At 69.2% G+C, this 15422-nt stretch carries 12 protein-coding genes; 1 reads left to right on the top strand and 11 read right to left on the bottom strand.

Going from position 1 to position 15422, the window contains the following annotated elements; all coding sequences use genetic code 11:
- Positions 1–27: 27 nt before the first annotated feature.
- Positions 28–1605 carry an ABC transporter substrate-binding protein gene (locus KPL78_RS27505; protein WP_219766457.1) on the top strand — a complete coding sequence of 526 codons (1578 nt, stop codon included), beginning with the start codon at positions 28–30 and terminating at the stop codon, positions 1603–1605.
- 42 nt (positions 1606–1647) lie between these two features.
- On the opposite strand, the gene gyrB is transcribed toward KPL78_RS27505, so the two are convergent.
- From gyrB to KPL78_RS27560, 11 genes are all read right to left on the bottom strand, one after another.
- Positions 1648–4080 carry a DNA topoisomerase (ATP-hydrolyzing) subunit B gene (gene gyrB, locus KPL78_RS27510; protein WP_219766459.1) on the bottom strand — a complete coding sequence of 811 codons (2433 nt, stop codon included), beginning with the start codon at positions 4078–4080 and terminating at the stop codon, positions 1648–1650.
- Positions 4081–4148: 68 nt separating this feature from the next.
- A complete protein-coding gene (gene recF, locus KPL78_RS27515; protein ID WP_219766461.1) occupies positions 4149–5294 on the bottom strand; it encodes a DNA replication/repair protein RecF in 1146 nt (381 codons plus the stop codon).
- 454 nt (positions 5295–5748) lie between these two features.
- Positions 5749–6879 (bottom strand): DNA polymerase III subunit beta, encoded by a 1131-nt coding sequence (gene dnaN / locus KPL78_RS27520; protein ID WP_219766463.1) that lies wholly within the window; start codon positions 6877–6879, stop codon positions 5749–5751.
- A gap of 265 nt (positions 6880–7144) precedes the next feature.
- Complete coding sequence (locus KPL78_RS27525; protein ID WP_219766465.1) at positions 7145–8503, bottom strand: MFS transporter; 1359 nt, start codon at positions 8501–8503, stop codon at positions 7145–7147.
- Positions 8504–8883: 380 nt separating this feature from the next.
- The gene (locus KPL78_RS27530; protein WP_219766467.1) at positions 8884–11196 is read right to left on the bottom strand and encodes a xanthine dehydrogenase family protein molybdopterin-binding subunit; all 2313 of its coding nucleotides are present in this window, start codon (positions 11194–11196) and stop codon (positions 8884–8886) included.
- An 85-nt stretch (positions 11197–11281) separates the two neighbouring features.
- Entirely contained in the window at positions 11282–12205 is a 924-nt protein-coding gene (locus KPL78_RS27535) for an NAD(P)-dependent oxidoreductase (RefSeq protein WP_219766469.1), read from the bottom strand.
- A gap of 46 nt (positions 12206–12251) precedes the next feature.
- On the bottom strand, positions 12252–13115 hold the full coding sequence (locus KPL78_RS27540; RefSeq protein WP_219766470.1) for a YihY/virulence factor BrkB family protein: 864 nt from the start codon (positions 13113–13115) through the stop codon (positions 12252–12254).
- A 62-nt stretch (positions 13116–13177) separates the two neighbouring features.
- Complete coding sequence (locus KPL78_RS27545) at positions 13178–13561, bottom strand: EF-hand domain-containing protein (protein WP_219766472.1); 384 nt, start codon at positions 13559–13561, stop codon at positions 13178–13180.
- Between the two features lie 179 nt (positions 13562–13740).
- The gene (locus KPL78_RS27550; protein ID WP_219766474.1) at positions 13741–14661 is read right to left on the bottom strand and encodes an SAM-dependent methyltransferase; all 921 of its coding nucleotides are present in this window, start codon (positions 14659–14661) and stop codon (positions 13741–13743) included.
- The gene (locus tag KPL78_RS27555) at positions 14658–15023 is read right to left on the bottom strand and encodes a DUF423 domain-containing protein (RefSeq protein ID WP_219766476.1); all 366 of its coding nucleotides are present in this window, start codon (positions 15021–15023) and stop codon (positions 14658–14660) included. Before KPL78_RS27555 ends, KPL78_RS27550 begins: the two co-directional genes overlap by 4 nt.
- Before the next feature lie 19 nt (positions 15024–15042).
- Positions 15043–15303 (bottom strand): PGPGW domain-containing protein, encoded by a 261-nt coding sequence (locus KPL78_RS27560; RefSeq protein ID WP_219766478.1) that lies wholly within the window; start codon positions 15301–15303, stop codon positions 15043–15045.
- Positions 15304–15422 lie beyond the last annotated feature (119 nt).

Here is a 15422-nt window from a genome sequence, read left to right on the forward strand (position 1 = left end):
CCCCACCATCACCGGAGAGTGCGTGCCATGAAGCGTCGAGACTTCCTTGCCACCGCCGCGGCCGGCGCCGCCTCACTCTCCGCCCCGGCCGGGGCGCAGCAGCGCAAGGTGGTGAAGTTCGTCCCGCAATCGGATCTGGCGCTGCTGGATCCGGTTTTCACCACGGGCCTCGTCACCCGCAATCACGGCTTCCTCGTCTTCGACCAGCTCTACGGCCTCGACGACAGCTTCATGCCGCAGCCGCAGATGGTCGAAGGCCATGTCATCGAGAATGACGGCAAGACCTGGAAGCTGACGCTGCGTGACGGGCTGCGCTTTCATGATGGCACGCCGGTACTCGCGCGCGACGCAGTGGCGAGCATCAATCGCTGGATGCAGACGGATGCCTTCGGCCAGACGCTGCGCGCCGCGACGGAGGAACTGAGCGCTCCGTCCGACAAGGTCATCCAGTTCCGGCTGAAGAAGCCCTTTCCGCTGCTGCCGACCGCCCTCGCCAAGCCCTCCGCCTTCTGCCCGGTGATGCCGGAGCGCCTGGCCTCCACGCCGGTCAACGTGCAGGTCACCGAAATGGTGGGCAGCGGCCCCTTCCGCTACATCGCCAGCGAGCGCGTCGCCGGGTCGCGCAACGTCTATGAGAAGTTCGACGGGTATGTGCCGCGGTCCTCGGGGACGCCGAGCTTCGCCGCCGGGCCGAAGATCGTCCATATCGACCGCGTGGAATGGTTGACCATTCCCGACGCCGCAACCGCCGCTGCCGCACTTCAGGTCGGCGAGGTCGACTGGTGGGAGCAGCCCCAACCCGACCTGATTCCGCTGCTGCGGCGCCACCGCGACATCCTTGTCGAGGCGAAGGAACGCGGCGGGCTGATGGGCATGATCCGCTTCAACCACCTCGTCCCGCCCTTCGACAATCCGGCGATCCGTCGCGCCTTCCTCGCCGGGGTCAACCAGACCGAATACATGCAGGCCGTGATGGGCGAGGAGCGGTCGCTGTGGAACGACCGTTGCGGCTTCTTCCTGCCCGGCAGCCCGCTCGCGACCGAGGCCGGGCTTGAGGTGATGACTGGCCCGCGGTCCTTCGACAAGGTCAAGCGCGACCTGGAAGCGGCCGGCTACAAGGGCGAGCGCGTCGTCTTCGTGGTGCCGACCGACCTGCCTTCGCTGAACGCGATGAGCCAGCTCGCCGCCGACATGTTCCGCAAAGTCGGGGTGAACCTCGACTACCAGGCGCTCGATTGGGGCACGGTGCTGCCGCGGCTGGCGAACAAGGAAGGGCTCGACCGCGGCGGCTGGTCCGTGTGGTGCAACTACATCCCCGGCATCATCGCCACATCCCCGGCGACGCAATCCTATGTGCGCGGGCTGGGGCGTAATGGACCCTTCGGCTGGCCGGAATCGGCGCGGATCGAGGCATTGCGCGACGAGTTCATGGATGCCGATACGCTGGCAGACCAGCAGCGCATCTGCCGCGACATCCAGATGCAGGCCTGGCAGGACGTGCCCTACATCCCGACGGGAGCCTGGATGCAGCCCTTCGCCTTCCGGCGGTCCATCACGGACATGCTCAACGGCTTTCCGCTGTTCCACAACATCCGGAAGGCATGAGTTCCGCGCAAGGCGGCGCCGTGCGGCGCCGCCGGCGTGGCATCACACGTCCAGGTTCGCGACCTTCAGCGCATTCCCCACGATGAAATCGCGGCGCGGTTCCACCAGATCGCCCATCAGCGTCGAGAAGACCTGCTCCGCATCCTCGACATCCTCGATGCGCACCTTCAGCAGCGTGCGCGCCGCGGGATCGAGCGTCGTCTTCCAGAGCTGATCCGGGTTCATCTCACCCAGACCTTTGAAGCGCTGGATGGCCAGGCCCTTGCGCCCTTCCGTGATCAGCCGGTCGAAGGCCTGCATGGGACCCTGCACCGGATGTTCCTGCGAGCCCAGGATCAGTCGCGCCGGCTCGGCCGCGGCGAAGTCCCGCGCCAGCCGGTCGCGCCGTTCATCGAGCCAGCGCCCATCCGCGCTGCGCAGCGCGGTGGCATCCAGCGTGTGGCGTTCGGTCACGCCGCGCACGGTGCGCGCCAGGGTCAGCCCGGTCTCGTCCAGGGCCGCCACCCAGCCACGCTCATTCTCCGGCGCCAGCGCGTTCAGCCGGGCCGACAGCGCCTGGGCAGCAGCGGCGGCGCGCGCCCCATCCAGCGTCAACGCGCCGGTCACCGCGGCCTGCTCGATGAGCTCCGCCGGCACGGTCGCCGCCAGGCGCCGGATGCGCCCTGCCGCCTGGCGATGGAATTCCTGCTCGGCCCGCAGATCATCGGCGGTCAGCAGCCGCCCGTCGAAGAAGCGCAGCGATGCCCCCGACAGCGCCTTCTCGATCAGGAAGTCCTCGAGCGCGCGATCGTCCTTCAGGTAGCGCTCCTCATTCCCGCGCTTGGCGCGATAGAGCGGCGGCTGGGCGATGTAGAGATATCCGCGCGCGATCAGTTCCGGCATCTGCCGGAAGAAGAAGGTCAGCAGCAGGGTGCGGATATGGGATCCGTCGACATCCGCGTCGGTCATGATGACGATGCGGTGGTAGCGCAGCTTGGCGACGTCGAAGCCGCCTTCGCTGGGCTCGGCGCGACCGATGCCGGTGCCCAGGGCGGTGATCAGCGTGCCGATTTCCTGGCTGCCGAGCATGCGGTCGAAGCGCGCGCGCTCGACGTTCAGGATCTTGCCCTTGAGCGGCAGGATGGCCTGGAAGGCACGGTCGCGCCCCTGCTTGGCGGAACCGCCTGCCGAATCACCCTCGACGATGAACAACTCGGCCTTGGAGGCGTCGCGTTCCTGGCAATCGGCGAGCTTGCCGGGCAGGGAGGAGATGTCGAGCACGCCCTTGCGCCGCGTCAGCTCGCGCGCCTTGCGCGCCGCCTCGCGCGCCGCCGCGGCGTCGAGGATCTTGCCAACGACGTCCTTGGCTTCCTTCGGATGCGTCTCGAACCAATGGGTCAACGCGTCGGCGACGGCGGCCTGGACTACGGGCTGCACTTCCGAGGAGACGAGCTTCTCCTTGGTCTGGCTGCTGAACTTCGGGTCCGGCACCTTCACCGACAGCACGGCGGTGATGCCCTCGCGCATGTCCTCGCCGGCGAGGTTCACCTTGTCCTTCTTGCTCGCCAGCCCTTCGGCGACCTTGCCCACCACGCGCGTCAGCGCCTGGCGGAAGCCGGCCAGATGCGTGCCGCCATCCCGCTGTGGGATGTTGTTGGTGAAGCACAGCATCGTCTCGTGATAGCTGTCGTTCCAGCGGATCGCGAGTTCGACGCGGATGCCGTCCTGATCCTTCGACACCACGCTGATCGGGGCCGAGAAGACCGGGTTCTTGCCCTTGTCGAGCCATTCGACAAAGGCGACCAGGCCGCCATCGTAGTGGAAGGCGACTTCCTGCGGCTCGGCGCTGCGTTCGTCGCGCAGCACGATCTTCAGGCCCGAATTGAGGAAGGCGAGTTCGCGCAGCCGGCGTTCCAGCACGGCGAATTCGAACTCAGTCCGCGTGAAGGTCAGGGCCGATGGCTTGAAGACCACCTGCGTACCCGTCGGCTGGTCAGAGGCGCCAACCACCATGCAGGGCTGCACCGTGTCGCCATGCTCGAAGCGCAGGAAATGCTCCCTGCCCTCGCGCCAGATGCGCACCTCCATCCATTCTGAGAGCGCATTGACCACGGCCGCACCGACGCCGTGCAGGCCGCCCGAGACCTTGTAGGAATTCTGGTTGAACTTGCCGCCGGCGTGCAGGCGCGTCAGCACGACCTCGGCCGCCGAGACGCCTTCCTCCGGGTGGATGTCGACCGGAATGCCGCGCCCGTCGTCGCGCACCGTCACCGAGCCATCGCCGTTCAGCGTGACGTGACACAGCGTGGCGAAGCCTGCCTGCGCCTCGTCCACGGCGTTGTCGATGATCTCGAAGGCCATGTGGTGCAGGCCCGAGCCGTCATCGGTGTCGCCGATATACATGCCGGGCCGCTTCCGCACGGCTTCAAGGCCACGGAGGACGGTGATGGAGGCGCTGTCGTAGGCGTCGTGTTCGGGACGCGCGGGCTCGCTCATGCGGCGCGCTTGCTCCTGCTGTGGAAAGGGGGTGTGAAGCGTCTCTGCAATATAGGGTTTTCCGCCCGTCAAGGCGACCCGCATTCGCCTTCCGGAACGAGGATTCCGGGCTGTGCCCGGAAGCGGTCGGCGATGCCCTGAAGGGGGCGGAAAACCTCGGGATCCGTGCCGGTCAGGAAGGCCTGCGCGGGCAGGGCGGCCAAGGCGGCGAACAGGGCTTCCCGCCGGGTCGCGTCCAGATGCGCCGCGACCTCGTCCAGCAGCAGCATCGGCGCGAAGCCGCGGGCCTCGGCGATCAGCGCCGCATGGGCGAGGACGGTCGAGATCAGCAGGGCCTTCTGCTCCCCGGTCGAGCACAGCTCCGCCGGCTGGTCCTTGGGCAGGTGGATCAGTGCCATGTCGGCGCGATGGGCGCCGCGCGCGGCCCCGCCGGCCGCGGCGTCGCGCCGGCGATCGGCGGCCAGGGCCGCGCGTAGGGCGTCTTCCACGGCCAGGGCGGGCTGCTCGGCCAGCGCTTCGGCGATCGGGCAAACCAGCACCATCCGTGCGGCCGGAAAGGCTCCTGTGGCGGCCCCCGAGGCCATCACCGCATTCAGCCGGGATACCAGCGCGCGTCGGGCGGCCGTGGCGGCCACGGCATGGCGGGCCATGGCATCCTCCAGCCCAGCCAGCCAACCCGGATCAGCCCGACCACCCGCCAGCAGGCGGTTGCGCTGGGCCATGGCCTCGTCGTGCGCGGCGACCTCCCGCGCGTGGGTCGGTTCCAGAGCCCAGACCAGACGGTCGAGGAAGCGCCGGCGGCCCGAGGTGCTTTCCTGGAACAACCGGTCCATCTGCGGAGTCAACCAGACCGCTGCGACGTGGTCGGCGAGATCCGCCTGGACCCGCACCGGCTGGCCGTCCAGGCGAAACTGACGGCGATCGGACGACCCCCCCGGGTCGGCACCCGTGCCGATGTCGAAATTGCCTTGGGGCGTCGCGAAGCGGCCCGCCGCGGCCCAGGGCTGCGCCACGGCATCCACTCGCCGACCGAGTTCGCTCATCCGTGCCCCGCGCAATCCACGTCCGGGACCGAGCAGGGAGATGGCTTCCAGAAGGTTGGTCTTTCCCGCACCGTTCTCGCCGGCAATGACGACGACCGGCGCGTCGAAACGGGCGTCCAGGGATGCCCAGGAGCGGAACTCGGTCAGGCGAAGACGAATGAGGCGGAGCACGGGGGTCAGATGGTCGGGCCAGGGCGCAATTGGAGGGGCTCCGCCCTTCCAAACCACCCCGGCAAAGGCCGAAACGCCTTTGCAAGGCTCGACTTGGTGCCGAGCATCACTGGCAAAACCAACGCCGAAACCTGCACTTGCACACGAGGCGCGCTGGGGGCAGCGGCAGGGAAGTCGCGCCCAGCACCGAAAGTCCCCGGTCCAGGTACCATCGGTGGTCCAGAGGGGCAGAGCCCCTCCGATTTCGGCTCCCGCGGTACCTTCCGGCTCATCAGCAAGGCCTTCGGCAACCGATGGCTGGCGACGAGCACGACGGCACCGCCACCAGCGGGGGCAACCACCAGGCTTGGCGCCAGATCGAGGTTTCCAAAGGCCTTTCGGCCTTTGGTGGGGCGGGGTTCGGGGAGGGGCAAAGCCCCTCTCCGGTCGGCCGAGACGCTCGGCGCCGCCCCGCTCACACCCGCATCGGCATCAGCACATAGAGCGCTTCCGGCTTCGCCTCGTCCTTCACGATGGTCGGCGCGGCGCCGTCGGCGAAGAGGAACTCCATCTTCTCGCCGATCTGCGCCGTGATGTCGGTCAGGTAGCGCGCCTGGAAGCCGATCTCGAGCGGGCTGCTCTCATAGGACACGGTGTCCGCGTCCAGCTCCTCCTGCGCCTGGCCCTGTTCGGGGCTGGCGGCGGACAGCAGCAGGTTGTTGCGCGAGATGGACAGCTTCACCGGCCGCGACCGTTCGGAGGAAATCGCCGCGACGCGCGCGACCGCTTCCTCGAAATCCTTCTTCGGCACGGTCAGCTTCTTGTCGTTGCCGCGCGGGATGACGCGTTCGTATTCCGGGAAGGTGCCGTCGATCAGCTTGGATGTCAGCGCGACGGTGCCGAGGCCGAAGCGGATCTTGGTGTCGGACAGGCGGATCTCGATCTCGTCCTGCGTCTCGTCAGCCAGCTTGCGGACTTCCTGCACCGTCTTGCGCGGAATGATCACGCCGGGCATGCCCTTGGCACCATCCGGCAGCGGCTCCTCCACGCGGGCGAGGCGGTGGCCGTCCGTCGCCACGGCGCGCAGCACGGGCGCGCCCTCGGCCTCGGCCGCATGCAGATAGATGCCGTTGAGGTAGTAGCGGGTTTCCTCGGTGCTGATGGCGAAGCGCGTGCGGTCGATCAGGTCGCGCAGCACGCCGGCCTTGATGCTGAACTTCGTGGGCAGCTTGCCCTCGGTCATGGAGGGGAAGTCGTCGACCGGCAACACGGCCAGCGAGGTGTTGAACTTGCCAGCACGCAGCGTCAGCGGCCCGTCCCCGCCGCCGTGGTCGAGCTCGACCCGCGCGCCGTCGGGCAGCTTGCGGACGATCTCGTAGAGTGTCGCCGCCGGTGCCGTGGTGCGGCCGCCGCGCGGCACGGTCACGCCGGCCACTTCCTCGACCACCGCGATTTCCATGTCGGTCGCGGTCAGCGTCAGGCTGCCCTCGGTCTTCGCGTCCAGCAGCACATTCGCCAGGATGGGGATGGTGTTGCGGCGTTCGACCACGCTCTGCACATGCGCAAGAGCCTTCAGCAGTACCGCCCTGTCCACCGTGAACTTCATCGCAGCCCGACGTCCCGATCCGTTAAGGGGCAACCGCCGCGTGCCCGGCGGGGGCCGGGTGCGGGGTCGCCGATGTCCCCTGCCCGACGGCCCCGGATGGGGCCGCGAATCGGCCCGCAAGGCCGGATGCCGAGGGGGCCGCACCATATCAGCGCGATTCCGGCGGGGAAAGGCGGGAAAGCAAAGGCCCTGCATGGCGGAAATCCGCGGCTTTTCGGGCGCAGGACCCAGGGACGGAAGGCAGGCGCTTCCGCAGCCGGCGCCGCTACCGGCCGACCCCAACCCGCGCCACGCTGACCAAGGCCGCGATGGCCGCGAGGCTCGCCCCAGTCGCCAGAGCCAGGCTCGTTCCGTCCGGCGCGAAGCGCGACAGCAGCAGCGCGACCAGGGCCGCGCCGGTGCTCTGGCCGAAAAGCCGGGCCGTGCTGCTCATGCCGCCGGCTGCACCGCTGCGGCTGCGCGGGGCCGCGCCCAGCAGCGTCCGGTTGTTTGGGGTCTGGAAGAAGCCGAAGCCCGCCCCGCACAGGGCCATGCGCCAGGCGATGTCGGCCGCACCGGCATGCTCCGGCGCCAGATACAGCATCAGCATCCCGAGCGACATGGTGGCGAGGCCGAGAAAGCCGAGCCATCCCGCCGTGAAGTGCTCCGTCAACCGGCCGGCCAGGGGCGCGGCCACCGCCACGGCCATCGGCCAGGGCATCATGAGCAGACCCGTGCTCTCTGCCGGGAAGCCGAGCACGTCATGCAGATGGAAGGGCAACGAGACGAAGGCCAGCATCTGCACTGTGAAGCAGGCGACGGAGGTGCAGACCGACAGCGCGAAGATCGGCCGCCGCAGCAGGTCGATCGGCACGAGCGGTGCTTCCTCCTGGCTCTGCCGGCGCACCATCCAGACTGCTGCCGCCGCCGCGATGCCGAGCTGCGCAGCCACCAGTGGCCAGGGCGCGGCATGGCCGATGCTGCTGACGGTGGTGACCACAAGCCCGATCGTGACCGCCGTCAGCAGCGCGCTGAGCGCATCGAAGCGCCGGCTGGACCGGTCCGACTCCGGCAGGCTGCGATAGCCGATCGCCAGGGCGAGCGCCCCGATCGGCACGTTCACCAGGAAGATCCAGTGCCACGAGGCGATGCTGAGGATCAGGCTGGCGGCGCTCGGCCCGATGGTGGAGGAGATGGCCGTGGCCATGGTGGTGAAGCCAAGGGCGCGCCCCAGCAGCCGCCGCGGGAAGATGTAGCGCACCAGGGCGATGTTCATGCTCATGATGCCGGCTGCGCCAATGCCCTGGAGCGTGCGCGCCAGCACCAGCAGCGGCAGTGACGGCGCCGCCGCGGAGAACAGCGAGGCGATGGTGAAAATGCCGAGCCCGGTCAGATAGACCCGGCGATAGCCATGAATCTCGCCTAGCGCTGCGAAGGGCAGCAGCGACACGACGAGGATGAGCTGATAGGCGCTGACGATCCAGATCATATTGGCGGCGGAAACCTCGAAGTCCCGGGCCAGGATCGGCAGCGCCACATTCACCGACATGCCGTCCATTACCGCCACGCTGATGGTGGCGAGCACCCCGGCATAGGCCCAGCCTCGGCGCTCGGGCGGCAAGCCGTCTTCGGCAGTCGTCGTCATTCCGGCCCTGTTGCCATCCACGCCATTGTGCACTGCGGCATAGTGGAGCCGATTGCGCGACGGCGCCATCCGTCGCGAGGCAGGGTCTCATGACGGTCGATGAAAGGAGGGAGCCGAATTATGCATTGCGGACAGGTCGGAGAGGGGCGCCGCCCCTCTCCGAACCTCATCCCGCCAGGCCATGGATGGCCTGGATCACCGGCACTTGGCGTCGGACAGAAGGGCAGTCCGCGCTGCGCAACCGTGCTCCGGCTGCATGGATGGGTCCCGGCGCCAGTCCCGGCTGTCGTGTCTGGTGCTGCCAGGTCGAGCCTTCCAAAGGCTTGCCGGCCTTTGGAAGAGTGGGTCCGGGGAGGGGTAGTGTCCCTCCCCGTGGCGTCTTAGGCCGCCTGCAGCGCCTTCCACACCATCTCCGGCGTCGCCGGCATGTCGATCGCGACCCCCAGCGCATCCACCAGGGCGTTGATGACCGCCGGCGGCGAGCCCACCGCGCCCGCCTCGCCCGCGCCCTTCACGCCGAGCGGGTTGGTCTCGCAGGGCACTTCGACCAGTTCGACCTCGATCGGGGGCAGGTCGTCCGCGCGCGGCAGCGCATAGTCCATGAAGGAGGCCGAGAGGAGCTGCCCGCTCTCGGCGTCGAAGGCGGTGCGTTCCAGCAGCGCCTGACCGATGCCCTGTGTCACGCCGCCATGCACCTGGCCGCGCACGATCAGCGGGTTCAGCGCATGGCCGACATCGTCCACCACGCTGTAGCGGACGACGCGGACGACACCCGTTTCGGTGTCCACCTCCACCTCGGCGATGTGGCAGCCATTGGGGAAGGTGTGGGACTTGATCTCGGCCGTCTCGGTCGCGTCGAGCAGCGTCACCTCCTGCCCCGCCTTGGCCTTGCGCATCTGCGACGCGGCAAGGTCGAGGATGCCGACGGTGCGGTCGGTGCCGACCACGCCGAAGCTGCCGGTGCCAGAAGTGAACTCGATATCCGCCACGGCGGCTTCGAGGTGCTCCGACGCCGCCTTCTTGCCCTTCTCGACGACGGAGGCGGTCGTCACCAGGATCGCCTGGCCTTCGGAATAGAGGCTGCGCGCGCCGCCGGTGCCGCCGCCATCCGGCAGGCTGTCGGAATCGCCCTGGCGGATGCGGATCTTTTCGATCGGGATGCCGAGCTCGAAGCTCGTCATCATCGCATAGGCCGTCTCATGGCCCTGGCCGGTGGACTGGGTGCCGACATAGACATCGGCGAAGCCGTCCTCGGTGAACTTCACCGAGGCATTCTCGGTCGGCGCACCGCCCGTCGCTTCGAGGTAATAGGCGAGGCCGATGCCACGCTTCTTGCCCTGCTTCGCGGATTCCGCCTGGCGTGCGGCGAAGCCGGCCCAATCCATCTTGGCCAGCGCGGTGTCGAGGATCTGCGCGAATTCCCCGGAATCGTAGCGCTGCCCCATGGCCGAGACGTAGGGCATGGAGGAGGACGGCACCATGTTCCGCTTGCGCAGCTCGATCCGGTCGATGCCGATCTCGCGCGCCGCGGTGTCGATCAGGCGCTCGACCAGGTAGTTGCTCTCCGGTCGGCCGGCGCCGCGATAGGCATCGACGGGGACGGTGTTGGTCATCACGCCGATGACCTGGGCGTGGATCGCCTGGAAATTATAGACGCTGGCGAGAACCTTGGTGCCTGCCGCGGTCGGGATGAAGGGCGCGAAGGTATTGAGATAGGCACCCATCCCCGCCCAGTTCTTGGTGCGCAGCGCCAGGAACTTGCCGTCCTTGTCGAGCGCCAGTTCCCCGATCGTGATGTTGTCGCGGCCATGGGTGTCGGACTGGAAGGCCTCGGTGCGTTCCGAGGTCCACTTCACCGCGCGCTTCAGCTCGCGCGCTGCGAAGGCGGTCAGGACGTGCTCCGGATAGATGAAGATCTTCATCCCGAAGCCGCCGCCGACATCCGGCGTGACGACGCGGAAATGGTCGGTGGGCAGCTTGAAGATGGCCTGCGCCATCACGTTGCGCACCAGCCAGGACCCCTGGGTGTTGGTCGTGATGGTCCAGTGGTTCTTCGCGGCGTCATATTCGGCGAGCGAGGCGCGCGCCTCCATGGACGCGACGACGACACGGTTGTTCACGATGCGCAGCTTCGTCACATGCGCGGCCGACTTGATCAGCCCGTCCACCTTGGCGGCATCGCCGACATGCCAGTCGAAGCAGGTATTGTTCGGCGCGCTGGCCCAGAGCTGCGGCTGGCCGGACTCGGTCGCCGTGGCGAGGTCCGTCGCGGCGGGCAGGATGTCGTAGTCGACCTCCACCGCCTCGGCGGCGTCGCGGGCCTGCTTGATGGTCTCGGCGGCGATGAAGACGACCGGGTCGCCGACATAGCGCACCACGCCATCGGCCAACGCCGGGTGCGGCGTATCCGAGGTCGGGGTGCCATCGACCGACTTCACCGGGGCGAGGCAGGGCAGGTCGCCGATCCCCGCAGCCTTGAGGTCCGCCGCGGTCCAGACGCCGAGCACGCCCGGCATGGCCTTGGCTGCCGCCGTGTCGATCGACAGGATCTTCGCGTGCGCATGCGGGCTGCGCAGGACGTAGCCCTGTGCCTGGCCGGGCACCGCGACGTCATCCGTATAGCGGCCGCCACCCTTCAGCAGGCGGGGGTCTTCGACGCGACGGATGGATTGGCTGAGGCCGAACTTCGCCATGCGCGGTGTCTCCCTGGGTTCCTACCCCATCATCTGCGATGCCGGGGCGAAATGGGAAGGGGGGGCGCCCGCCGGCGCCCGGAACTCACGCGCCCTCGACGACGATCCGGCGGCAATGGTCGAGCGACGCACCGATCAGGTTGTCCGTCGCTTCCGGCGTGCGGAAGGCGGAATGGGAGGTCAGCACGACATTGGGCAGCGCCGCCAGCGGATGCCCGGCCGGCAGGGGCTCCTCGACGAAGACATCGAGACCGGCGGCGCCGATCCGGCCGCTGCGCAGCGCCTCGATCAGGGCGGGCTCATCCACGATCGCGCCGCGTGCGGTGTTCACGAACAGCGCGCCGGGACGCATCTTCGCCAGGCGCTCCGCACTCAGGAAGCCGCGCGTCGCGTCGTTCAGCAGCAGGTGCAGCGAGACGACGTGGCTTTCCGCCAGCAGCGTGTCGAGGTCGGTGAAGGTGACCCCCGGCGGGGCGTCCTTCGCCGAGCGGTTCCAGGCCAGCACGCGCATCCCGCAGCCGAGGCACAGCCGCGCCATCTCCGCCCCGATGCCGCCGAAGCCGATGAGCCCGACCGTCTTGCCGGTGAGCTGCATGCCCTCCGTGCGCGGCCAGCCGCCGCCGACCATGCTGTGGTGGATGGGTCCGATGCCGCGGGCGGCCGCCCACATCAGGGCGAAGGCCATCTCGGCGACGGCGGTGTCGCCATAGCCCTTGATGATGTGGACCTTGACGCCGCATTCGGCCTCCAGCGCCTCCGGGTCCATGTAGGACCGCGCGCCGGTGCCGAGGAAGACGATGTGCTTCAGGTCGGGGCAGCGCTTCACGACCTCGACCGGGAAATGCGTGTGGTCGTCGATGGCGATGTCCACGCCCTCCAGCAGGGCGGGCAGGTCATCGGGGGTGATGTCGGGGTTCTCGTGGATCGTGACCGGCAGGTCGGCCGGCCGGTGCAGGCGGCGCATGATCGCGGCCAGTGGGGCATTGGCATCGACGAAGGCTGCGCGCATGGGCGTCTCCCGTTCCGGCGTTTCCGCCGGCGATCCTGCCCGGCGCTCAGGCCGGCGTCGAGGCGTGCTCCTCCATCAGCGCGACATTCAGCTCGGCGCCGAGCAGCACGACGAAGACGCTGACCCAGAACCACATCAGCAGCACGACCACGGCGCCGAGCGGCCCGTACATCAGGTCATAGGTCGCGAAGTTCGAGACGTAGAGCGTGAAGCCAAAGGACGCCAAGGCCCAGATCAGCGTCGCCACCACCGCCCCCGGCAGCGTCCAGAGCACCCCCGGATGCGCCCCGGACGGCCCCAGCCGATACACCACGATCAGGCCGAGGAAGACGAAGAGCAGCACCGTCCCCATGGACAGGCCCCGCAGCGTCCAGGCCTGCGGCGCCGGCAGGCCGAACAGCGCCGCGACCCCCGGCAGCGCGACCAGGGAGGCGATGGCGAAGGTCGCCGCCACCGTCGCCGCCAGGGTGATGCCGATGGCGAGCAGGTGATAGTGCAGGAAGCCGCGCGTCTCCTGCACATTATGGGCAATGTTCAGCGCCCCCAGCATCGCCCGCGTGCCGGCCGAGGCCGACCAGATCGCCACGCCGCCCGAGACGATCGCGCCCCAGCTCATTGACGGGCGCGGCTGCTCGACCAGGGCATGCAGCCGGTCGGCGACGAGTTCATAGGTCTCGAGCGGCACCAGCTCGCGCAGGATCTCGAGCTGCGGTTCGACCGTCGCGCTGTCGAAGGCCATGCCGTAGATCAGCACCAGCAGGAAGATCGCCGGGAACAGGGCGAGCGTCGCGTAGAAGGCACAGCCCGCGGCGGTCAGCGAAATGCGGTCCGACGCCGCGGCGCGCCAGACGCGCAGGCCGATGGCGATCGCACCCTCCCGGGGCGAGCGCGGCTCGTGCAACGGCGGCATGACATCCATGCCGATGGAGCTAGGACAAATCGCGGCGGGAGGGAATCGCCGCCGCGTGACAGTCACGCCTTCGTTGGATCGGCGTCGGTCGCGGGCGGCGCGAAGTTGCGATCGGTCCGCGCCCGCAGCTCCAGCGGTGTGATCCGTCCATCCTGGTCGGTATCCAACCGCTGGAGCAGGGCGGCGAGCGTATTGCCCGTGGGCGTACCCGGCCCCGCCGTCATGGCGGGGCGATGCTGCAATGTTTGCAGCCTGGCGGCGAACTCCTGTTGGCCGCCTGCAGCCTGAAGCCGAGCCGCGTCCTGCTGGCTCTGCATGCGAAAGGCCCGGATGGCCTGGGGGGCAGTAGGGGAACGATCCGGGTCGATCGGCATGGCTGCGTACTCCGTGATGGTCTGGCACCCGTCTTTCTGCCGGGTCACGCCGTCCTGGCGCAGGCGGGTCATTGCAGCCGGCGTGCCAGAGCGTGCCATCGCCGCGAAAAAATCTGGGAGTCTGTCAGGAATGCCCGGCACCGGCCCCCACCCGGCCACCCACCTCAGTATCCTGGAATGGGTGGCCGGGTGGGGGTGCGGGCCGGTGCCGGACACGGAAACGCGCCGTACGGCGCGTTTCCGAACAGATTCTACGCGGCGGCCGGATCGAGCCGCACGAAGGTCAGCTCATGCTTGTTGTGGAAGGCGTGGAACAGCCTTCCGCCGGGGATGGCGGCGAAGGCGGCAGCGGTGTCGTGGTCCGTCTCGCCCTGGAATTTCAGGGTGCAGAAGACGTTGCGCGCCGCCCCGGCCTCCAGCCAGCGCTGCACCAGGGCCAACAGCCGGGCCGGGTAGCAGATGATGTCCGAGAACAGCCAGTCGACCGGCACTTCCTGCCGGGGATCGAGGCCGAAGGCGCTCTCCTGTCGGCAGGAAACGCCGGGCATGGCCGCGATGGCCAGGTCGAGCGGGGCCTTGTCCACCGCGACCACCTGCGCGCCGAGTTTGGCGATGACCCAGGTCCAGCCACCCGGGGACGCCCCCAGGTCGAGGCAGGTCTCGCCCGGGACGGGATGGCGGCCGATGCGGGTCAGCCCCTCCCACAGCTTCAGATAGGCGCGCGAGGGCGGGCCCTCCCGGTCCTCCGCGAAGCGGGGTTCGCCATTCACGAAGGGGCTGGTCTTGGTGGGGGAGGCGAGCATCCGGTCCGGCGCGAGCAGCGTCCAGGCGCCGAGATGCGCGCTCGGCGCCGGCTCGGGGAAGACGAGCGCGCGCGCCTTCACCGGGGGCAGGCGCTCGGCCAGCAGGGCGGAACGGCGATGATGCAGCAGCGGATAATGCGACCAGTTGCGCTGGATCGCCCGCAGCGCATCCGCCCCGGCCTTCACCGAGGGGACGGCGATCTCCCGCGGGTCGGTCCAGATGTCGAGTGCCCAGGGTGCGGCGACCGGCGGATCGGGCGACAGCGCCAAGCGGCCGTGCCAGGTGCCCAAACGCGCCCCGGCACGGCGCAGGTCTTCCTCGACGTCGCGCTCGAAGCCCTCCGCGGCCAGGTAGGCGCTGCGGATCACCGTTTCAGCGCGGCGATCGCCAGCGCGGCCCAGCCCGCCATGAGCAGCGTGCCGCCGACCGGCGCCAGCGGCACCGGCAACGGCGCCCGGCCCGTCACGCTCCACCACACCCCGCCGCAGAAGAGCAGGATGCCGAGGGCGAAGCAGGCGCCGGCCAGGTTCGCCGCGCGACGTCCGCGCTCGACCATCAGCCCGACGGCCAGCAGCGCCAGGGCGTGCCAGCCCTGCATGGTCAGCGCGCTTTCCGCCGCGCGCCGCGGCGCGATGTCATAGGCCGCCGGCGCGCCATGCGCGGCCCAGGCGGCAAGGGCGACGGCGATGAGCCCGGCCACGGCTCCCAGGAACAGCCAGAGACGATGCATGGGCCGGGATGTAGGCCGGTCAGGTCCGGCTGAACAGGCGCCGCACGCGCTCGGCCGCGCCGGCCAGACGCCGACAGGCGGAGGCTTCGAGGTCTTGGACGCGGGAGACGTGCCGCGGCCACCGGCCCTCCACCCAGTTCCAGCGCCGGGCGGCCCAGATGTGCTGGTCCCGCAGGACGAAGACGCCCAGGGCGAGGAAGAGGAAGCCCTGCAGGAAAGGCAGGATCAGCCCGGCCACGCCCAGGGCGAGGAAGGACCAGCCGGTCAGCTTCCGGGACAAGGAAGGGCGCAGGATGACCATACGGGCGGAGATGGGCCGCGATGACCCGCGCCGCAACCAAGGTTACAATTTTGGCGGGCGCCAGGGCCCGCAGACCCGCGGGTGTCCCCGGCGCGCCT

This window comes from Roseomonas alba (assembly GCF_019430885.1).
GTDB classification, from domain to species: domain Bacteria; phylum Pseudomonadota; class Alphaproteobacteria; order Acetobacterales; family Acetobacteraceae; genus Neoroseomonas; species Neoroseomonas alba.